This is a genomic window from Streptomyces sp. NPDC047081 (genome assembly GCF_040643775.1).
Lineage (GTDB): Bacteria > Actinomycetota > Actinomycetes > Streptomycetales > Streptomycetaceae > Streptomyces.
Map to the genome: position 1 here is coordinate 72489 of NZ_JBEYUY010000007.1, position 20289 is coordinate 92777.

A 20289-nucleotide genomic window follows, 5' to 3' on the forward strand; every position below is an offset into this window, starting at 1 on the left:
ACGCCCCGGCCCCGCACCGCGCCATTACGCTCGTCCGCATCATGACGACCGTGAAGATCCCGGCGGGCTGGCCCGCGACCGAGGAGCAGGCCCGCGCCGTACAGGACGCGTTGCACGCACGCGTGGTGCTCGACGAGCCCGGTCCGCCGCCTGGCACGGGTCACATCACCGGCGTGGACGTGGCCTACGACGACGAACTGGACGTGGTGGCGGCAGCGGCGGTGGTCCTCGACGCCGCCACGCTCCAGGTGGTCGCCGAGTCCACGGCCGTCGGCCGCGTGCCCTTCCCGTACGTGCCGGGCCTGCTCGCCTTCCGCGAGATCCCCACGGTCCTGGCCGCCCTCGACGCGCTGTCCGTCCCGCCCGGCCTGATCGTCTGCGACGGCTACGGCCGCGCCCACCCCCGCCGCTTCGGCCTCGCGAGCCACCTGGGCGTCCTCACCGGTCACCCGACGATCGGCGTCGCGAAGAACCCCTTCACCTTCTCGTACGACGACCCGCCCGCCCCGCGCGGCAGCAGCTCACCGCTGCTCGCGGACACCGAGGAGGTCGGCCGCGCCCTACGTACCCGGGAGGGCGTGAAGCCGGTCTTCGTCTCGGTCGGCCACCGCACCACCCTCGACAACGCCTGCGCCCATGTCCTCGCCCTGACCCCGCACTTCCGCCTCCCGGAGACGACCCGCCGAGCGGACGCGCTCTGCCGCAGGGCGTTGCGGGAGGCGTTCCTGCCGAGGAAGCCCCTCGCCGACGCCGCTGCGAACGACCCGACCCGCTCGTGGGGACGCACCCTGTTCGAGCGTCGGCGTGACCCGGTGACCTGGGCGGGCCGCGTGCTGGAGGCGGCGGCCGGTCCGGTTCGGGAACCGGCGATCCAGGCCGCGTTGGACCTGGCGGGCGACCGGGACGGGTGGGACCGCGGGCGAGAGGTCTTCGGACTGGTCCGGGGCGCGGGTGCCGAGGAGCAGGCGACCGAGTCGGAGCGGATCGTGTTCCGCCTGGCCGAGTTGGTGGGCAAGTTGGCCCACAACGCGGCCGGCCCTCCGCCTTTCTTCGACCACCACGCCGGATGGCAGATCGGCCCCCTGGCTTGGCGTCTCGCCACCATCACGGACGATCCCGAGGTGCGGAAGCGGATCACCGACACCCTGGGAGAGCAGCCGCCGGGCGATCCCCTGACCGGACGTCCGGGACAGGTCCCCCGACGGCTGATCTGAGTATCCGGTCTGAGTATCCGTACGGATGTGGCCGGATCTCTTCCGTCGGCAGGCTTGCCCGCATGACGACGCACCGTATGACGACGACGCACCGCGCGACCGCCCGGCGTTCCCCGAAGCCCCTTGTCGACCCGAACCGGCCCGTCGAGCGGGTCGTGACGGCCGTGCTCGTGCTCGCCGTGCTGGCGGGGCTCGGCTGGATCGCCGGGATGATCTACACCGTCGCCGGGTGGACGCTGTAGGACAGGTCAACCGGTCGCGGCGACGCGGAACTTGATGCCTGCCCTGTGCAGGCGGTCCGTCAGTGCGTCGCCCATCGCCACCGCCGTGGTGACCTGGCCGGACGTGGCCGGCAACTCGTCGAAGGCCAGGGACAGGGCCGACTCGGCGAACATCTTCGCCGTCTCGTCGTAGCCCGGATCGCCGCCCGACACCTCCGTGAAGACCCGCCGACCGCCGCCCTCGCCGACGAAGCGGACCGAGAACCAGCTCTTCGCGCGCTTCTTCGCGCCGGGCCCCTCACCGGGCTTGAGCCGGTCCGACAACCAGCGCCGGGCGGGCGGGAGTTGCGCCGCGGTGACCAGCGCACCCATGGCCGCCACCCCGCCCATCGCGACCGGCAGGTGCCGTACGGCCGCGTAGTGGCGGTAGCGGAAGTCGGGGCCGTAGCGGTGCAACGCCTTCGCCGACCGGGCCACGACCTGCGGGTCGATGGTCGGCAGCGGCAGCGCCCACGCGCCGACCTCCTTCGCGAACCGTGGCGCCCCCGTCGGCGCGGCGACCCGTCGGCCCACCAGACGCGGCTCGTGCCGCCTGCGGTCCCGCTCGGCGGCCAGCATCGGCCGCACCCGAGCGAACTGGTTCAGCGCCGACGCGAACGTGCCGCCCGAGAAGGTGGCGTCGACGGTCACGAACCCGTCGACCCGCAGAGGCACCCCCTCCGGCAGCTGCTGCACGGTGAAGTACGCGCCCAGATCGTGCGGGATAGAGTCGAAGCCGCACGCGTGCACCAGCCGCGCGCCCGTCTCACGCGCGCGTGCGTCGTGCCGGACATACGTCAGGTCCACGAACTCCGGCTCACCCGTGAGGTCGAGATAGTCCGCCCCGCTGTCCGCGCACGCGGCGACCAGCTCCTCGCCGTACGTCACGTACGGCCCCACGGTCGTGGCCACCACGCGCGCGTGCTCGGCGAGTTCGCGCAGCGACGCCGGCTCGGCCACGTCCGCCCGCAGCACCCCCACCTCGTCGCCGCCGGGCAGCCGCTCGCGCAGCTCCTCCAGCTTCCGCTCGCTGCGCCCCGCGACCGCCCAGCGCAGGCCCTCCGGGGCGTGTGCGGCGAGGTACTCCGCGGTGAGCGTCCCGACGAAGCCCGTGGCTCCGAAGAGCACGATGTCGTACGGACGGTCCGTCCCGTTCAGCCTGCTCATGACACCCCTTGCTCCACAGCACGCGCCGTTGTCGGTGGCCGAGGCTAGCGTGAGGAGTGCTGAGCCCGACGACGAGCCCGGAGGTGCCACGGTGCCCGTGCCGAAGAACGCCCAGAAGAAATGGGAGAAAGTACGCGAGTTCGCCCTCGGGATGCCGGGTGCCGTGGAGGAGTTCCCATGGGGCGAGAGTGTCGCCAAGGTCAACAAGAAGGTGTTCGTCTTCCTCGGCGTCGACGACGGCAGCTACCCGCTGGGCGTCACGGTGAAGCTCAAGGACGAGGAGGCGCACGCCCACGCCCTGACCTCCCCGGGCGCTGAGCCCGCCGGGTACGGGCTGGGAAAGGCCGGCTGGGTCCGCATCCCGCTGGACGAGAAGGGCGCCCCGGCCGCGGAGCTGCTGTGCGACTGGGTGGAGGAGAGCTACCGGGTGATCGCGCCGAAGCGGCTGATAGCGGAGCTCGACGCGACCCGGTAGTGGAGCTCGACGCGGACTCCACCGCCGGCGGACCTGAACCGCCGGTGGACCCGACCCGATATTTTCTAAGCGCTTGCTCGCCCGGGTCTTGTGCTCGGCCGGGCCCGTTCATAGCATCACTGGTGTTACATCAGTTGTGTCATACCCGTGGTCATGACTTCTGGGGGCTGGATGGCGACGACGCCAGGACAGGGGCCGCTCACCGGCGTGCGCGTGGTCGAGCTGGCCGGCATCGGGCCCGGCCCGTTCGCCGCGATGCTCCTCGCCGACCTCGGCGCCGACGTCGTCCGCGTGGACCGCCCCGGCGGCGTCGGACTCGCGATCAACCCGGCTTACGACGTCACCAACCGCAATAAGCGCTCGGTGATCGTCGACCTGAAGTCCGCGGACGGCCACGCGCGCGTGCTCGACCTCGTCGAACGCGCCGACGTCCTCATCGAGGGCTACCGCCCCGGCGTCGCCGAGCGCCTCGGCGTCGGCCCCGAGGCCTGCCACGCCCGCAACCCGGCGCTGGTCTACGGCCGGATGACCGGCTGGGGCCAGGACGGCCCCCTCGCCGACCGCGCCGGCCATGACATCGCCTACATCGCGCTCACCGGCACCCTCGGCATGATCGGCGAACCCGGCCGACCCCCGGCCGTCCCCGCCAACCTCCTCGGCGACTACGCGGGCGGCTCCCTCTACCTGGTCGTCGGCGTCCTCGCCGCCCTCCACCACGCGCGCGTGCACGGCACCGGCCAGGTCGTCGACGCCGCCATCGTCGACGGGACCTCCCACCTCGCCGCGATGATCCACGGCATGCTCGCCGCCGGCGGCTGGCAGGACCGGCGCGGCGCCAACCTCCTGGACGGCGGCTGCCCGTACTACGGCACCTACGAGACGTCCGACGGCAAGTACATGGCGGTCGGCTCCCTGGAGCCGCAGTTCTACGACGAGTTCGTCACCCGGCTCGGCATCCCGGAGCACGCCGACGCCCGCAAGGACTGGGCCCGCTGGGGCGAGTTGCGCGAGGCGGTCGCCGCCCGCTTCAGGTCCCGTACCCGCGACGAGTGGACGGCCGTCTTCGACGGCTCCGACGCCTGCGTGGCGCCCGTACTGACCCTGCACGAGGCACCGGACCACCCGCACCTCGCCGCCCGCGGCACCTTCACCGACCACGGCGGCATCACCCAGCCGGCCCCCGCGCCCCGGTTCTCCGCCACACCCACCGCCGTACGCACCGGCCCCGCGCAGCCCGGCGCCGACACCGCCGACGTGGCACGCGACTGGGACGTACCCGACCTTCTGAAGGACCAGGAACCCATGAAGGGCCCCGAATGAAGCGGCAGATCTTCGCCCCCGAGCACGACGCGTTCCGCGAGACGGTGCGCGCCTTCCTCGCCAGGGAGGTGCTGCCGTACTACGAGCAGTGGGAGAAGGACGGCATCGTCTCCCGCGACGCGTGGCGCGCGGCCGGCAAGCAGGGCCTGCTGGGGCTCGCCGTGCCCGAGGAGTACGGCGGGGGCGGCACGGCCGACTTCCGCTACAGCGCCGTACTGGCCGAGGAGTTCACCCGCGCGGGTGCCCCCGGGCTCGCCCTCGGCCTGCACAACGACATCATCGGCCCGTATCTGACCTCGCTCGCCACCGAGGAGCAGAAGCGGCGCTGGCTGCCCGGCTTCTGCGACGGCTCGATCATCACCGCCATCGCCATGACCGAACCCGGCGCCGGCTCCGACCTCCAGGGCATCAGGACCCATGCGGAGGACCGCGGCGACCACTGGGTGCTCAACGGCTCCAAGACGTTCATCTCCAACGGCATCCTCGCCGACCTGGTGATCGTGGTCGCGAAGACCACCCCGGAGGGCGGCGCGCGCGGGCTGTCGCTGCTCGTCGTCGAGCGCGGCACGGACGGCTTCGAGCGCGGCCGCAACCTCGACAAGATCGGCCAGAAGGCGCAGGACACGGCCGAGTTGTTCTTCACGGACGTGCGCGTGCCGAAGGAGAACCTGCTCGGCGAGCTCGACGGCGCCTTCGTCCACCTGATGACGAACCTCGCCCAGGAGCGCCTGAGCATCGCCGTCTCCGCGATCGCCGCCGCCGAGCACCTGCTGGAGATCACCACCGACTACGTCAAGGAGCGCGAGGCCTTCGGACGGCCGCTGGCGACCAAGCAGCACATCCGGTTCGAGATAGCGGAAATGGCCACCGAGTGCGCCGTCACCCGCACCTTCCTCGACCGGTGCATAGCCGACCACTCGGACGGCGCGCTCGACGCGGTGCACGCCTCCATGGCCAAGTGGTGGGCGACCGAGCTGCAGAAGCGGGTCGCCGACCGCTGCCTCCAACTGCACGGCGGCTACGGCTACATGAGCGAGTATCCCGTCGCCAGGGCCTTCACCGACGGCCGTATCCAGACCATCTACGGCGGAACCACCGAGATCATGAAGGAGATCATCGGCCGTTCGCTGCTCGGCTGAAGCCCCCCGCTCAAAGCCTCTCTGCTCGGCTGACCCTCACCCCCGAAAGGCCTTCCTGTGAGCACCGAAGCGTACGTGTACGACGCGATCCGCACCCCGCGCGGCCGCGGCAAGGCGAACGGCGCCCTGCACGGCACCAAGCCCATCGACCTGGTCGTCGGCCTCATCCACGAGCTCCGGGACCGCTTCCCGGACCTGGACCCGGCCGCGATCGACGACGTCGTGCTCGGCGTCGTCAGCCCGCTCGGCGACCAGGGCTCCGACATCGCCCGCACCGCCGCCATCGTGGCCGGGCTGCCGGACACCGTCGCCGGCGTGCAGGAGAACCGCTTCTGTGCGTCGGGCCTGGAAGCGGTCAACATGGCGGCCGCCAAGGTCCGTTCGGGTTTCGAGGACCTGGTCCTCGCGGGCGGTGTCGAGTCCATGTCCCGGGTGCCGATGGCCTCGGACGGCGGCGCCTGGTTCAACGACCCGATGACCAACCTGGCCGTCAACTTCGTGCCGCAGGGCATCGGCGCCGACCTCATCGCCACCATCGAGGGATTCTCGCGGCGCGACGTCGACGAGTACGCGGCGCTGTCGCAGGAGCGTGCGGCAACGGCCTGGAAGGAGGGCCGCTTCGACCGTTCCGTCGTCCCCGTCAAGGACCGCAGCGGCCTGACCATCCTCGACCACGACGAGCACATGCGCCCCGGCACCACCGCCGACTCCCTCGCCAAGCTCAAGGCGTCCTTCGCGGACATCGGCGACCTCGGCGGCTTCGACGCGGTGGCCCTGCAGAAGTACCACTGGGTCGAGAGGATCGACCACGTCCACCACGCGGGCAACTCCTCCGGCATCGTCGACGGCGCCTCCCTGGTCGCCATCGGCAACAAGGAGGTCGGCGAGCGCAACGGCCTGACGCCCCGCGCGCGGATCGTCTCCGCCGCCGTCTCCGGCTCCGAACCCACCATCATGCTGACCGGACCCGCCCCCGCCAGCCGCAAGGCGCTCGCCAAGGCCGGACTGACCGTCGACGACATCGACCTCGTCGAGATCAACGAGGCCTTCGCGGCGGTCGTCCTGCGGTTCGTGCGCGACATGGGCCTGTCGCTCGACAAGGTCAACGTCAACGGCGGCGCGATCGCGCTGGGCCACCCCCTCGGCGCGACCGGCGCGATGATCCTGGGCAGCCTGGTCGACGAACTGGAACGCCAGGACAAGCGGTACGGCCTCGCGACCCTGTGCGTGGGCGGCGGTATGGGCATCGCCACCATCGTCGAGCGCATCTGACCCCCGACGGATACGACGGATCACACGGAGCACCTCCACATGAGCACTCAGTCCACGACCATCCGCTGGGAACAGGACCGCACCGGCGTCGTCACCCTCGTCCTCGACGACCCCAATCAGTCCGCGAACACCATGAACCAGGCGTTCCGCGACTCCCTCGCCGTGATCACCGACCGCCTGGAGGCCGAGAAGGACTCCATCCGCGGCATCATCCTCACCTCCGCCAAGAAGACCTTCTTCGCCGGCGGCGATCTGCGCGACCTCATCCGCGTCACCCCCGAGACCGCGCAGGACCTCTTCGACGGCGGCATGGCCATCAAGCGCAACCTCCGCCGCATCGAGACCCTGGGCAAGCCGGTCGTCGCCGCGATCAACGGTGCGGCCCTGGGCGGCGGTTACGAACTCGCCCTCGCCTGCCACCACCGCATCGCCCTCGACGCGCCCGGCTCCAAGATCGGCTGCCCCGAGGTCACCCTCGGCCTGCTCCCCGGAGGCGGCGGCGTCGCCCGCACGGTCCGCCTCCTCGGCATCGCCGACGCCCTCCTGAAGGTCCTCCTCCAGGGCACCCAGTACAACCCGCAGCGCGCCCTGCAGAACGGCCTGATCGACGAAGTCGTGGCCACCCAGGACGAGTTGCTCACGCGGGCCCGCGCCTTCATCGACGCCAACCCCGAGTCCCAGCAGCCCTGGGACAAGCCCGGCTACCGCATCCCGGGCGGCACCCCCGCCAACCCCAAGTTCGCGGCCAATCTGCCCGCCTTCCCGGCCAACCTGCGCAAGCAGACGAACGGCGCCCCCTACCCGGCCCCGCGCAACATCCTCGCGGCGGCCGTCGAGGGCTCCCAGGTCGACTTCGAGACCGCGCAGGTCATCGAGGCGCGGTATTTCGTGGAGCTGGCCGCCGGCCAGACGTCCAAGAACATGATCCAGGCCTTCTTCTTCGACCTCCAGGCCGTCAACTCCGGCGCCAACCGCCCCAAGGGCGTCGAGCCCCGCCCGGTCCGCAAGGTTGCCGTCCTCGGCGCCGGGATGATGGGCGCGGGCATCGCGTACTCGTGCGCCCGCGCGGGCATCGACGTCGTCCTGAAGGACGTATCGGCAGAAGCGGCTCTCAAGGGCAAGGCCTATTCCGAGAAGCTGTGCGCCAAGGCCGTCTCCCGGGGCCGTACGACCCAGGCGAAGGCGGACGAACTCCTCGCCCGCATCACGCCCACCGCCGACCCGCAGGACGTGGCCGGCTGTGACGCGGTCATCGAGGCCGTGTTCGAGAACCCGGAACTCAAGCACAAGGTCTTCCAGGAGATCCAGCACATCGTCGAGCCGGACGCGCTGCTGTGCTCCAACACCTCGACCCTGCCGATCACCGCCCTCGCCGAAGGCGTCGAGCGCCAGGCCGACTTCATCGGACTGCACTTCTTCTCGCCCGTCGACAAGATGCCGCTCGTCGAGATCATCAAGGGCGAGCGGACCGGCGAGGAGGCCCTCGCGCGCGCCTTCGACCTGGTCCGGCAGATCAAGAAGACGCCGATCGTCGTCAACGACTCCCGCGGCTTCTTCACCTCCCGCGTGATCGGCCACTTCATCAACGAGGGCGTCGCCATGGTCGGCGAGGGCATCGAGCCCGCGTCCGTCGAGCAGGCCGCCGCGCAGGCCGGGTACCCGGCCAAGGTCCTCTCGCTGATGGACGAGTTGACGCTCACCCTCCCGCGCAAGATCCGCAACGAGTCCAAGCGGGCCGTCGAGGAAGCGGGCGGCACCTGGCCCGCGCACCCCGCCGAGGACGTCATCGACCGCATGGTCGACGAGTTCGGGCGCACGGGCCGCAGCGGGCGGGCGGGCTTCTACGACTACGACGAGGCGGGCAAGCGGGCGGGCCTGTGGCCGGGTCTGCGTGAGCACTTCACCAAGCCGGGCCACGAGATCCCGTTCGTGGACATGCAGGAGCGCATGCTCTTCTCCGAGGCGCTCGACACCGTGAAGCTCCTCGAAGAGGGCGTCCTGACGTCAGTCGCCGACGCCAACATCGGCTCCATCTTCGGCATCGGCTTCCCCGGCTGGACCGGTGGTGTCCTGCAGTACATCAATGGTTACGAGGGTGGCCTCGCGGGATTCGTGGCACGCGCGCGTGAACTCGCCGAGCGGTACGGCGCGCGCTTCGAGCCGCCCGCGCTGCTGGTCGAGAAGGCGGAGAAGGGGGAGCGCTTCACGGACGCGTGACGTGCTCAGGGGGCCGTGAGCCCCCTGGACCTCCCGGCGTCGGCTGGTGCAGTCTGCCGAGGTGCTGCTGACGCCGGGACGTCTCGTCCCCTCCGCCTACCGGCCGGTGCTCGCCCACCGGGTTCTCAGGCGGCTGATCCTCGGCTTCGCCGTCTCCTACCTCGGCGACGGCATGAGCTTCGTCGCCGTGGCATGGCTCGCCATCGAACTCGCGCCGCAGGCGAGCGCGGGACTGTGGGTCGGCGGCGCGGTGGCCGCGTACACCCTCCCCGGCGTGATCGGCGCCCTCGCCTTCGCGCGCCGGCTGCGCCGGGTGCCGGCCCGGCACCTCCTGCTGGCCGACAACGTGGTGCGCGGCGTGTTCCTGGGCGCCGTACCGCTGGCCTCCCTCGCGGGAGTGCTTACCCCCACCCTGTACGTCGTCCTGCTCGCGATCTCTTCGCTGCTGCACGCGTGGGGCAGCGCGGGCAAGTACACACTGCTGGCCGAACTGCTGCCCGAGGAGCAGCGGCTGGCCGGCAACACCCTCGTCAGCACGCTCAACTTCGCCGCCACCATCGCCGGGCCGGCGATCGCCGGGGTGCTCGTCACGTACACCGGTTCCGCGCTCGTGATCGGCCTGGACGCGCTGACGTACGTCTTCCTCGCCGTGCTGATCGCGCGGACCCGGCTGCCGGAGTCGGGGTGGGTCGAGGCCGTCGACCACGAGGCCGCGCGCGGCGGGTTCGCGCTGCTGCGCTCCCGTCCCGAACTGCTCGGGCTGCTGACGCTCACCTGGTTCTTCAACTTCCTGTACGGCCCCCTCGAAGTCGCCCTGCCGCTGCACGTCACCGACGACCTGCACGCGCCGGGCACGCTGCTCGGCCTCTACTGGGCCCTGTTCGGCGTCGGCGCGGTGACCGGCGGGCTCGCGGTCGGCGCGCTGCGGCGGCTGCCGCTGTGGCCGGTGACCGTCGCGATCGTGATCGGCTGGGGCCTGACGCTGCTGCCGTTCGGACTCGGTGCGTCGACGGCCGTGACCGTCGCGTGCTTCACGCTCGGCGGTGCGATCTACGGCCCGTTCGTCGCCCTCTCCGCGACCCTGATGCAGGCGAAGGCGCCACCGCAGCACCTGGCGGCGATGTTCGCGGCCAACAGCGCGGCCCTGCTCACCGCGTCCCCACTCGGCACGGCCCTCGGCGGCCCGCTCACGGCGGCCCTCGGCCCACGGGCGACCCTCGGCGCGTCGGCCCTGGCGACGGTGGCCCTCGGCGCCGCGGCGTCCGTCCTGCTGGCGGCCCGGCGCGGGAAGGACACTCGGCCCGGCCATCCCTGAGCCACGTACCGCTGAGCGACACGCCCCCCTTGCCCCTCGCCCCCGAGCGCCCCACGCTGACCTGCGAACGCTCCGCACGGTCGCCGTCCCCACGAGGAGCCCCCCATGGGATACCGTCCCGCCCTCGCCGTCCTGGAGATCCTGCGCGGCGAGGGCGTGGACCGCGTCTTCGGCAACCCCGGCACCACCGAACTCCCGTTCCTCGCCGCCCTCGCGGACGCGCACGGCGCCCCCGAGTACGTGCTCGGCGTCCACGAGGGCGCCGTCGTCGCCATGGCCGACGGGTACGCCCGCGGCACCGGCCGCCCCGCCTTCGTCAGCCTGCACATCGCCGCCGGCCTCGCCAACGGCCTGATCGGCCTGCTCAACGCCCGCCGCTCCCGCACCCCCCTCGTCGTCACCGCCGGCCAGCAGGACCGCCGCCACCTCCAGCAGGACCCCATGCTCTCCGGCGACCTGATCGGCCTGGCCACGCCCGCGGTGAAGGCGGCGTACGACGTCCAGCACGCCCACGACCTGCCGCTCGCCCTGCGCCGCGCCTTCGCGCTGTCCGTACGGCCGCCCGCCGGGCCCGTGTTCCTCTCCGTCCCCATGGACCTGCTCGGCGAGCCCACCGAGGTCGAGCTCCCCGCCCGCACCCCGCCGCCCCCGCCCGCCCCGGCCGCCGGACTCGAACGCGCCGCCCTGCTGCTCGGCGGCGCCGCCCGCCCGGCGATCGTCGCCGGGGACGGAGTGGGCCGCGAGGACGCCCTGCCCGCACTCGTGCGCACGGCGGAGGCGTGCGGCGCCGTGGTCCACCACCAGCCGATGGCCGACTGCCTCGACTTCCCCACCACGCACCCCCTTTACGCCGGAATGCTGCCGCCCCGGCACGACGCGATCCGCGCCGCACTCGCCGCGTACGACACCGTCCTGATCGTCGGAGCGCACGCCTTCACGCCCCACCACTACAGCCCCGGCCCCGCGCTGCCCCGCGGCCTCACCGTCGTCCAGCTCGACTCCGACGCGCACGAGATCGGCCGCAACTTCCCCGCCACGACCGGCCTGGTCGGCGCCCTCGCCCCCTCCCTGCACCGCCTCGCGGAACTCCTGCGCGACCGCGTCCCCGCCCACACCGCGAAGGCCCGCATCCTCCGCGCCGGCGACCGTCACACCGCCGAGCGCGACCGCGCCGAGTCCGCCGCCCGGGCCGCCTACTCCCCGGCCCCCCTCGCCCCCTGGGCCGCCGCCCACGCCGTGGCCCGCGGGCTCCCCGCCGACGCCGTGGTCGTCGAAGAGGCCATCACCGTGGGCCTGTTGCTCCGCCGCCTCGTCCGCCTCGAACGCCCCGGCAGCTACACCCACACCGTCGGCGGCGGCCTGGGCTGGGGCATCGGCGCCGCCGTCGGCCGCGCCCTCGCCGAACCCGGCCGCCCGGTCGTCGCCGTCCTGGGCGACGGCTGCACCCTCTTCGGCCTCCAGGGCCTGTGGTCCGCCGCCCGCCAACCCGCCCCCGTCCTCTTCGTCGTGATGAACAACGGCGCCTACCGCACCCTCCAGGACACCTACGAGTCCATGGGCAACCAGGGCACCTGCCCCGGCACCGAACTGGGCCCCCTGGACTTCACCCAGGCGGCCCGCTTCTTCGGGGTGGACGCGGTACGCGCGGAGAGCGCGGACCACTTACGTGAACTGGTCGCGGGGGCGCGCGCGTTGACCCGTCCGCTGCTGGTGGACGTAACCCTGCAGTCCTGAAGGAGTCTTGGGGCGGGATTGGATCCGGGCCGCTCGGACGTAGGCCGCTTCCGCGCCTCACCGAACGGTGCCTCCGCCGGTCGCGGCGCTGTTTCGGCATTTCCGGAGTGTCCGGGCCACGACGGCTTGTACCCTGCGCATGCGTCAGTGGGGGAGGCAGAATTTGGTCGACGTGCTGATCATTGCCGCGCTGCATGAGGAATTCGAGGCGGCCCGACTGGCCGGGGCCAGGTCAGGTTCTGGCGGTGCTGGTGTGGCCAGTTGGGGTTGGCAGGACACGGACACTCCGACTCCGTATCTGCTCGGCGAATACGTCGACCCCGAGGGCGCCAGCTTTTCGGTGGCCCTCGCCGAGTCGGTCCGTATGGGCAGCCGGACAACGGCGGCTCTGGCATCCGAACTGACCGCGCGGCTCCGGCCCCGCTGTCTGGCCATGAGCGGTGTCTGTGCGGGAAACCCTGCGTCCACCTCGCTGGGTGACGTCGTCGTCGCGAGCACGGTATACGCCCACGACGAGGGCAAAATGACAACGGAGGGATTTCGGGGCGATCACCAGCAAGTTCCGCTCAACGACCGAGTGATGAGGGCGGCACGTGATCTCGACATCAGCGGTCTGCCGAGCTTCGCCGGTCCCACGGAGGAAACTGGGGTTCTCTGGTTTCTGGAAACTCTCCTGTCAGGCCAGGAACCCTGGAGTCATCCCGCTCGCAAACGGTATTACCCCCGCGGTTCATGGTCCGAGCGGCTCGTCGCACTGGAAGGCGCGGGTCTGATCATTCGTGACGAAAATGGGTGTGTTCTCACTGAGTCGGGACGCACTCAGATCACCCGAGCACGGCAAGAGGAACCCGATGGGCCGGATGGGCTCCCGATTGCTTGTGTTGTGGGGCCGGTTGCCAGCGGCAGCCAGGTCTTCGCGAACGGAGTGGTCTGGGACAGGCTGAGCCGTATGGGCGTTCGTACCATCGCCGGCCTGGACATGGAGGCCGCGGCCATCGCCACCGTCGCCAAGCAACAGGAAATCCCTTATTGGTTCGTAGCGAAAGGCGTGATGGACCACGCCGGCCCGGACAAGAGCGACAGGTACAAGGACTTCGCCTCGAAAGCATCGGCCGAGGTGATGTACGCGTTGCTCGCCAGACTCGCCCGCACGCTCAATACCCACCGTGCCGTCGGCCCGCCACCGGCCGAGCCTGACTGGCGGGACACGATGCGCCAAAAGAGAGGGCTCACAATCTGGACCGCCGAGCTCTTCGCGGCGGGTATGGCGACCACTCGGTCTCCGGTCCGGCTTCCTCCGCCACGGAAGGACGAGAGGGTTGATGCGGTCTGGATCGCCGATGGGCGATTGCCGAACCTGCAGCGCGAGTTCTCGGGACTCGCCCGAGCGTTTGATGCATGGGTAGGGGAGGGACGACGTAAACGCGACGGGCGCGGGACTCGGGTGCTCTGGCTGGTCGGCGACGCGGGATCGCACCGAGGTAAGGCACTCCTCGCGGGGGCGGCGCGGGCCGGCAGACAGGGTCAGGAGGTCTACGACGTCGGACGCAACATAGATCTGGCGGCCGAGGTCATCGAAGAACTCGGCCTCGCGTCTCTTCCCACTGGGCCCGTGGTCGTGCTGGTGGACCTCCCCGCCCACCAGGCCAGCCCCGGCTGGATCAGACTCCTGCAGGCCCTGGACATCGCGCAGGGTGCCGAGCGTGAGCACGGGAACCCGGCCCCTGCCCTGTTCATCGGCGGCACGGCGGCACAGCAACAACTCGCCCACGACATCCTGCAGTCGTCGATCGAGATCACCCCCGTCGGCGTGTCGGGGATGCTGGGGCAGCGCGCCAACAGCCACGACGGCGCGAGAAGCCTGGCCAGTCGGTCCGTCCCGGCGGAACACGTCTTCAACCGTGGACTTCCCGAGACCACACCCCGGTTGTTCGGCCGGGAACTGCCACTGGAGCGGCTCCGGGAGGCCTGGATGTCCAGTGAGACCCGGATACTGTGCGTCGTAGCGCCCGGCGGGGTCGGAAAATCCGCCCTGGTCAACCAGTGGCTGCGCGAAATGCACGCTCGTGATTACGACGGAGCGCGGCGTGTTCTCGCCTGGTCGTTCTACAGCCAGGGGACCAAGGACAACCTCGTCTCGGGTGATGCCTTCGTGAGCTTTGCCCTGGAGTGGCTCGGTGAGACCGGGGTGCGGGAAACGAGCCCGGTCGCCCGCGGCAACCGCCTCGCGGAGCTCATCCGCGCTCACCGTGTCCTGCTCGTCCTGGACGGGCTCGAACCGCTCCAATACCCGGAGAACGCGCCGGAGGTCGGGGGCAGACTGACCGACTCGTCGATCGAGGCACTTCTGAGCGGGCTGGCGGAGCCCGGGTGGGATGGCCTGTGCCTGATCACCACGCGAGTACGTCTCAGGGGCCTGGCACCTTCCGGCGAGCTTGCCCGGCCGACGATCGACGAGCTGGAACTGGACAACCTTGGCGAAGCGGCCGGTGCCGACCTGCTGAGATATCTGCTCGACACACCCCTGGACGAGGAAACGGCCAGAGACCTCGTCAGAGGCGTCCACGGCCATGCGCTGGCGGTCAGCCTGGTGGGTCGCTATCTGCGCGAAGTGCACGGCGGTCGGTCCAGCGGAATCCTGGAACTGCGAGACCTTCGCACCGCTGTCGCCGACGGTGGCCATGCACGGCGGATCATGGAGATGTACGGCGAGTGGCTGGCGCAGAACGGGCGATCGGGCGAACTCGCCATCCTGGACATCATCGGTCTCTTCGACCGGCCGGCCCCGTACGCGGCGATGGCGACCCTCCTGGCCGAGACCGAGTTGAGCCGTTCGGCCCGCGGTCTGCAAGTCGGCGGCGCGGAGTGGGACCGATGTGTGGAGGCCCTGCGGAGGATGGGGCTCCTCAGCGGTGAGGCCGCTGGTCTGCCGGGAACGCTCGATGCTCACCCCCTGGTCAGGGAGCATTTCCGGGAGAATCTGCAGGAGAATGACGCCGCTCTTTGGAGGGAGGGTAACAGCGCGTTGTACGGGTACTACTCGCGCCGCGCGCCGGTCCTTCCGGACAACGCCGCGGACATGAACCTGCTCTACGCGGCGGCGAACCACGGCTGTGCTATCGGGCTGCATCAAGAGGTCTTCGACGAGGTCCTCCTTCCCCGGGTGTGGCGGGGATCGCGCTCCAGCTATTCCACCCGGATCCTGGGCATGACCGGCTCGGAGATCGTCGCGCTGTCCAACTACTTCGAGATGCCGCGGTGGAGTGAGTTGCGAGAACAGCCCGAACTCACCCAACGGGCGAAGCTTCTGGTGATGTGCAACGCGGGCCTGCGGCTGCGGCAGTTGGGCCGACTCGACGACGCCCGCGACAGCTGTGCCGCAGTGCTTGAACAAGCCAGGCCGTCGCCCGATGCGTCGGATGAAGAGATGGCGGACGCGGCGTTCGCCGCCTCGCTGCACAGCGAACTGCTGGTGATCGCAGGATACCTGCGAGGAAGCGAGGGATCGGTCACCGGCGAGGTGAGCGCAAAACTGGCCAGGAAATTCGCTGATCACTGCGAAGATCCCTACTTCAAGATGTATTCGCGGTCCTGCCTCGCCGATGTGTACTTCATGGCAGGTGAGTTCACGAGAGCACGACGCCATTTCACGGAAGCGAGGAAGGCTGCGGCCGAGCCCCGGAGCGATACGCCCTTCCTGTACTCGCAGGTTCTCTATCGGTACGGGTATTTCCTGCTGGAGACGGGTGGGGCCGCCGCGCTGCTCGCCGATGCGGAGGGCGATCCCCAGTGGGGTCTGAACGGCAGCAACTCATCGCAGCTATCCCGGGCCATCCGCGAACTCGTGCTCGTAGCCGCGCGGCGCACACTGATTGAGCAAGATCTCCTGGGCAGGGCAAATCTGGCGATTGCGGTGGAACAGGCGAGCGCGGTCATCCCCGAGCTGCGCGCAGTCGGCTACGTCGACTACACCGTGCGCGGGCTTCTGGAACACGCACGGCTGCTGCGAGTCAGAGGAAATCCCGAGGACTACGCGAGGGCACTTCACGACCTCGCGGAGGTATTCACCGAAACCGATCGCGGAGGTATGGGGCTATTGGCCGCCGATGCCTATCTGGAACTGCTGGCCTGTCACCTTGCCTTCTGGCCGACAATGTCCGCTGAGCAGCAGGCCGAGGCAAGGCCGCGGATAAACGAGGCCTGGTTGCAGGCCGATGGACGGGTCTCGGACATGAAGTACTGGCGCCGCGCAGCCATGCGTGACGAGTTGGCAGCGCAGATGGAGGACTACGGCATCGCGTCCGACGAGGTGGAGTGAGGCGGGGCCCTATAGGCTCGGAGCGGGAACCACCACGCGATGATGGGCGTCCGGGTTGTCGGGATCGTAAGGGCCGTCGGTCAACCCAAGCATCCTCATCGTGATCACTCCGTCGTTGCGGACGGCGTGCGACATGCCGATCGGCACGGATACGAGGACGGTTCCGGGGCCGTCGAAATGACGCTGTCGGACCGGTGTGCCAGCGCCTTCGTCCCAGTGCAGCGACCAACGGTCGGCGGCCATGATCACCAGCACCTCGCGGCGCTCGGCATGGAAGTGGTTACCGCGTACGGCGCCGGGCTCGATGGCAGCGATGTGCATGTCGGCCAGCGGAAAGTGGTTGGCGAAAATCTCCGCCGGGACGCTGTAACTGCTGCCGCGCTTGTCGCCCGTGTCCTGCAGTTCCACGACCAGGAGATTCTCGTCATCCACCAGGCGACCATCTCATACACCTTTCCCCGACTCAACCACGCTCGCCCAGGGCTGCCGTCCTCGCCATCAACGCCCACTCGCAGGTGCGTAGACCTTGTCAGCGCTGCTTGAGGGCACCACCATCGGTCCATGACGGACGGTCAGCCCCCGAAATCCGTGCTCGCGCGCGGGGCGCTGCTGCTGCGTGCCTGCGGAGAGGCCGATGTCGCGCTCAGCCTCGCCGAGCTGGCCCTGCGCACGGGGCTGCCGAAGCCGACCGCACATCGGCTGGTCGGTGAGCTGGTGCGGCTCGGGCTGGTCGAGCGGACGGCGGAGGGCGGTTACCGGATCGGGCTCGGGCTGTTCGTGCTGGGGCAGTCCGCGCCGACCGTGCGGGAACTGCGGGACGCGGCGCTGCCGTACCTCGGCGATCTGTACGAGGCGACACAGGAGAACGTGCATCTGGCCGTCCCGGACGGCACCGACACGCTGTTCCTGGAGAAGGTCACCGGCCGCCGTGCCACCCCGATCGTCTCCCGCACCGGCGGCCGCCTGCCCGCGCACTGCACGGCCACCGGCAAGGTCTTCCTCGCCGAGGACCCGTCCCCACCCCGCCGCACCCTGCCCCGGCTGACCCCACGCACCCTCGTCCTGCCCGGCCAGCTCGCCCGCGACCTCGCCCTGACCCGGGCCCGCGGCTACGGCGTCAACCTGGAGGAGGCCGAGGTCGGAGTCTCCGCCGTCGCCGCCCCGATCTACGCCCAGGACCACGGCCCCCGCCCCATCGCCGCGATCTCGGTCACGGGCGGCACGCGCCGCCTGGACGTGGACCGAGTGGGCGCGAGGGTGTGCGCGGCGGCGAGAGCACTGACGCGCAAACTGTCGGCCTGAACGGTCACCCGGATTCCGGCACCGACTGCTGCATCGCCACCGCCAGCTCATGCTCCGTGAGCCGCTCCCCGTGCACCTCCCCGGTGATCCGCCCCCGCACGAACACCAGCACCCGGTCGCACACCTCCGTGAGCTCCGCGAGGTCCGTCGACGCGAGCAGCACCGCCGCGCCGCCCGCCGCCAACTCGCCCACGATCCGGTGCATTTCGGCCCGTACGCCGACGTCGACGCCCCGCGTCGGATCGTCCAGCACCACGATCTTCGGCTGCGTCGCCAGCCACTTGGCGAAGACGACCTTCTGCTGGTTGCCGCCGGACAGGCGGCCCACGATGTCGTACGGGCCACCCCGCAGCCGTAGCCGCTCGGTCAAGTCGGCCGTACGGCGCACCAGTTCGGAGCGGGAGGGCAGCACGCCGCCGCGGCCCAGCGCCAGCCAGCTCACCGTCGTCGTGTTCTCCCAGACCGCGCGGTCCACCATCAGCCCGTACCGCTTCCGGTCACTCGGCACGAAGGCGACCCCCGCCCGCACCGCCTCCCGGAGCGAGCGGGGAAGACCGTGGCCCGCGATGTCCACCCGCCCCGCCGAGATCGCCGTACGCCCGCACACCACCTTCAACGCGCTGAGATGGCCGGCCCCTTGGAGCCCGGCGACCCCGACCACCTCGCCCGCGCGCACCGTGAAGGTCACGTCGGTCAGCTCCCCGGGCACGCTCACCTGGGACAGCACCACGGGCGGCGGCAGGTCCACCACCGTCCGCGTCCGGCGCGCCTTCTGCGGGGGCCGCCTGCCCAGCATCGCCGTGACCAGCTCCGGCACGTCGACCTCGGCCCGGCGCACGCCGGCCAGCGCGACCTGCCCGTCCCTGAGGACGGTGACGCGTTGCGCGAAGCGCATCACCTCGTCCAGGAAGTGGGTGACGTACAGGACGGCGATACCCCGCCCGGTGAGGGTGCGCAGGACGCGTTCGAGGCGGTCGACGGCGGCGGCCGGGAGCGCGGAGGTCGGCTCGTCGAGGATGAGGAGTCCGGGATCGCGGAGCAGGGCCCGCGCGATCTCCGTCAACTGCTGGTCCGCCAGAGGGAGTTCGCCCAGCTCTGTGCGCGGGTCGACGTCCAGGCCGAGTTCCGCCAGGACCGGGCGCGCGGCGCGGTCCATGGCGGCCCGGTCGAGCAGGCCGAAGCGGCGCGGTGGACCCAGCGGGAAGAGGTTCTCGCGCACGGTCAGGTCCGGGAACAGGCTCAACTCCTGGGAGACGACCGCGATCCGGGCGTCCTTCCCGATCCGGACCGCGCCCGCGTCCGGCGACAGCGCCCCCGACAGGATCCGCACCAGCGTCGACTTGCCCGCGCCGTTCTCCCCGACCAGCGCGTGCACCTCACCGCCCCGCAGCCGGATGTCCACTCCGTCCAACGCCCGTACACCGCCATAGGACTTGATCAGTCCCCCCGCCACGAGGATGTCGCCGTACGTCATCTCAGCGGGCGTCCTTCAGGGGCTTGATGTTCGCGTCCTGGTCGGCGAGGAGCTTGTCGATCGTCGGCTTGTACCAGTCGTAGGCCGCCGTCGAGGACTTCTGGCGGGCGATGATGTCGTCGATGTTGGAGGAATCCACGACCCCGCCGGGGGAGAGGAACCAGCCCTCGGGCAGCTTGCCGTCCTTGTTGCGGACCGAGTCGATCAGGATCGCCGTGGAGAGATAGCCCTTGAGGAAGTGCTGCGGGTCGATGGTGACGAAGTTCGAGCCGTCCTTGACCGCTTCGAGCGTCTTCGGGTCGACGTCGAACCCGGCCGTCAGCCACTTCCCGTTCTGCGCCTTCTTGATCTTGGCGAGGTTGTAGCTGTCGGCGTCCCCGACACCGAGGAAGGCCAGCGCCCGCGGATGCGCGTTCACCTGCGCCGACCAGGAACTGTAGTTCTGCCCGGGATCGCTGTACGTCTGGAAGGGCCCGAGCACCTTCACGTCCGGCGCCTCCTTCTTGAACGTGTCGGAGATGCCCTTCGCCCGGTTGTCCAGCACCGGCGTCCCCGGGTTCGGCACGCCGATCACGATCTCCCCCTTCGGGTCGGAGCCGAGCCGCTTCAGCGCCTCCTTCGCCATCAGCTCGCCGAGCGCGTAATTGTCGTTGCCCACGTAGAAGTTCACCTTGCTGCCCTCGGTGGGGGAGGTGTCCAGGGCGACGATCGGAATGCCCTTGTCGACGGCCTGCGCGGCGGGGCGGGTGAAGATCGGCGGGTCGAGGTTCTCCAGGACGATGCCGTCCCTCGCGGTCGCGGTGAGGTTCTGGAAGAGCTGCGCCTCGGCCGGGCCGTCGGTGTTGGGCGGGCCCACCGCCTTGAAGTCGACCTTCCCCGCGTGGCTCGCCGCGCTCTCGGCGCCGAGCACCATCTCGTGGGCGAAGTTGAGCGAGATGTTGGCGACCGCGATGCCCATCTTCAGCTTGCCGCCCTTGCCGCCCTTGCCGCCGGGGCTGTTGTCCCCGCAGCCGGCGGCGCCGAGCAGCACCAGGGCGCCGAGCACGGCGGCGGTCGTACGGAGTCGGGCACGCATCACGGCC

General features: G+C 70.6%; 14 protein-coding genes and 1 pseudogene. 11 read left to right on the forward strand and 4 right to left on the reverse strand.

Features of this window, described 5'->3' with window-relative positions:
• Nucleotides 1-41 precede the first annotated feature (41 nt).
• Together ABZ848_RS15410 and ABZ848_RS15415 are read left to right on the forward strand one after the other, a co-directional pair.
• A pseudogene (locus ABZ848_RS15410) lies at nt 42-722 on the forward strand (endonuclease V); the annotation flags it as partial.
• Nucleotides 723-1276: 554 nt separating this feature from the next.
• On the forward strand, nt 1277-1456 hold the full coding sequence (locus ABZ848_RS15415; RefSeq protein ID WP_360831162.1) for a hypothetical protein: 180 nt from the start codon (nt 1277-1279) through the stop codon (nt 1454-1456).
• A 6-nt stretch (nt 1457-1462) separates the two neighbouring features.
• Here the strand turns inward: ABZ848_RS15415 and ABZ848_RS15420 are convergent, their stop codons facing one another.
• Nucleotides 1463-2641 (reverse strand): saccharopine dehydrogenase NADP-binding domain-containing protein, encoded by a 1179-nt coding sequence (locus ABZ848_RS15420; RefSeq protein WP_360831165.1) that lies wholly within the window; start codon nt 2639-2641, stop codon nt 1463-1465.
• Between the two features lie 91 nt (nt 2642-2732).
• On the opposite strand from ABZ848_RS15420, the gene ABZ848_RS15425 reads away from it, so the two are divergent.
• From ABZ848_RS15425 to ABZ848_RS15460, 8 genes are all read left to right on the forward strand, one after another.
• Entirely contained in the window at nt 2733-3116 is a 384-nt protein-coding gene (locus ABZ848_RS15425; RefSeq protein WP_360831168.1) for an MmcQ/YjbR family DNA-binding protein, read from the forward strand.
• Between the two features lie 171 nt (nt 3117-3287).
• Nucleotides 3288-4436 carry a CaiB/BaiF CoA-transferase family protein gene (locus ABZ848_RS15430; RefSeq protein ID WP_360831171.1) on the forward strand — a complete coding sequence of 383 codons (1149 nt, stop codon included), beginning with the start codon at nt 3288-3290 and terminating at the stop codon, nt 4434-4436.
• Nucleotides 4433-5575, forward strand: coding sequence for an acyl-CoA dehydrogenase family protein (locus ABZ848_RS15435; protein WP_360831173.1), 1143 nt, complete (start codon nt 4433-4435; stop codon nt 5573-5575). Before ABZ848_RS15430 ends, ABZ848_RS15435 begins: the two co-directional genes overlap by 4 nt.
• Nucleotides 5576-5632: 57 nt before the next feature.
• Complete coding sequence (locus tag ABZ848_RS15440) at nt 5633-6847, forward strand: acetyl-CoA C-acetyltransferase (protein ID WP_360831176.1); 1215 nt, start codon at nt 5633-5635, stop codon at nt 6845-6847.
• A 39-nt stretch (nt 6848-6886) separates the two neighbouring features.
• The gene (locus tag ABZ848_RS15445) at nt 6887-9064 is read left to right on the forward strand and encodes a 3-hydroxyacyl-CoA dehydrogenase NAD-binding domain-containing protein (RefSeq protein ID WP_360831179.1); all 2178 of its coding nucleotides are present in this window, start codon (nt 6887-6889) and stop codon (nt 9062-9064) included.
• Between the two features lie 46 nt (nt 9065-9110).
• Complete coding sequence (locus tag ABZ848_RS15450; RefSeq protein WP_360831182.1) at nt 9111-10379, forward strand: MFS transporter; 1269 nt, start codon at nt 9111-9113, stop codon at nt 10377-10379.
• 105 nt (nt 10380-10484) lie between these two features.
• A complete protein-coding gene (locus tag ABZ848_RS15455) occupies nt 10485-12113 on the forward strand; it encodes a thiamine pyrophosphate-binding protein (RefSeq protein WP_360831185.1) in 1629 nt (542 codons plus the stop codon).
• A 163-nt stretch (nt 12114-12276) separates the two neighbouring features.
• Nucleotides 12277-16431 (forward strand): hypothetical protein, encoded by a 4155-nt coding sequence (locus ABZ848_RS15460; protein ID WP_360831187.1) that lies wholly within the window; start codon nt 12277-12279, stop codon nt 16429-16431.
• 9 nt (nt 16432-16440) lie between these two features.
• Here the strand turns inward: ABZ848_RS15460 and ABZ848_RS15465 are convergent, their stop codons facing one another.
• Nucleotides 16441-16863, reverse strand: coding sequence for a hypothetical protein (locus ABZ848_RS15465; RefSeq protein ID WP_360831190.1), 423 nt, complete (start codon nt 16861-16863; stop codon nt 16441-16443).
• Between the two features lie 129 nt (nt 16864-16992).
• Between ABZ848_RS15465 and ABZ848_RS15470 the strand changes: the two genes are divergently transcribed.
• Nucleotides 16993-17733: an IclR family transcriptional regulator gene (locus ABZ848_RS15470; protein ID WP_360831193.1), complete on the forward strand. Its 741-nt coding sequence runs from the start codon at nt 16993-16995 to the stop codon at nt 17731-17733.
• A 4-nt stretch (nt 17734-17737) separates the two neighbouring features.
• On the opposite strand, the gene ABZ848_RS15475 is transcribed toward ABZ848_RS15470, so the two are convergent.
• Nucleotides 17738-19207, reverse strand: a complete 1470-nt coding sequence (locus ABZ848_RS15475) for a sugar ABC transporter ATP-binding protein (RefSeq protein WP_360831196.1) — start codon at nt 19205-19207, stop codon at nt 17738-17740.
• Nucleotide 19208: 1 nt separating this feature from the next.
• On the reverse strand, nt 19209-20282 hold the full coding sequence (locus ABZ848_RS15480; protein WP_360831199.1) for a sugar ABC transporter substrate-binding protein: 1074 nt from the start codon (nt 20280-20282) through the stop codon (nt 19209-19211).
• Nucleotides 20283-20289: the final 7 nt, after the last annotated feature.

Bases quoted from the DNA above. Each gene is read 5' to 3' on its own strand.
- ABZ848_RS15415 (WP_360831162.1), top strand. From the start codon at position 1,277: ATGACGACGCACCGTATGACGACGACGCACCGCGCGACCGCCCGGCGT.
- ABZ848_RS15420 (WP_360831165.1), bottom strand. From the start codon at position 2,641: ATGAGCAGGCTGAACGGGACGGACCGTCCGTACGACATCGTGCTCTTC.
- ABZ848_RS15430 (WP_360831171.1), top strand. From the start codon at position 3,288: ATGGCGACGACGCCAGGACAGGGGCCGCTCACCGGCGTGCGCGTGGTC.
- ABZ848_RS15435 (WP_360831173.1), top strand. From the start codon at position 4,433: ATGAAGCGGCAGATCTTCGCCCCCGAGCACGACGCGTTCCGCGAGACG.
- ABZ848_RS15445 (WP_360831179.1), top strand. From the start codon at position 6,887: ATGAGCACTCAGTCCACGACCATCCGCTGGGAACAGGACCGCACCGGC.
- ABZ848_RS15455 (WP_360831185.1), top strand. From the start codon at position 10,485: ATGGGATACCGTCCCGCCCTCGCCGTCCTGGAGATCCTGCGCGGCGAG.
- ABZ848_RS15470 (WP_360831193.1), top strand. From the start codon at position 16,993: ATGACGGACGGTCAGCCCCCGAAATCCGTGCTCGCGCGCGGGGCGCTG.
- ABZ848_RS15475 (WP_360831196.1), bottom strand. From the start codon at position 19,207: ATGACGTACGGCGACATCCTCGTGGCGGGGGGACTGATCAAGTCCTAT.
- ABZ848_RS15480 (WP_360831199.1), bottom strand. From the start codon at position 20,282: ATGCGTGCCCGACTCCGTACGACCGCCGCCGTGCTCGGCGCCCTGGTG.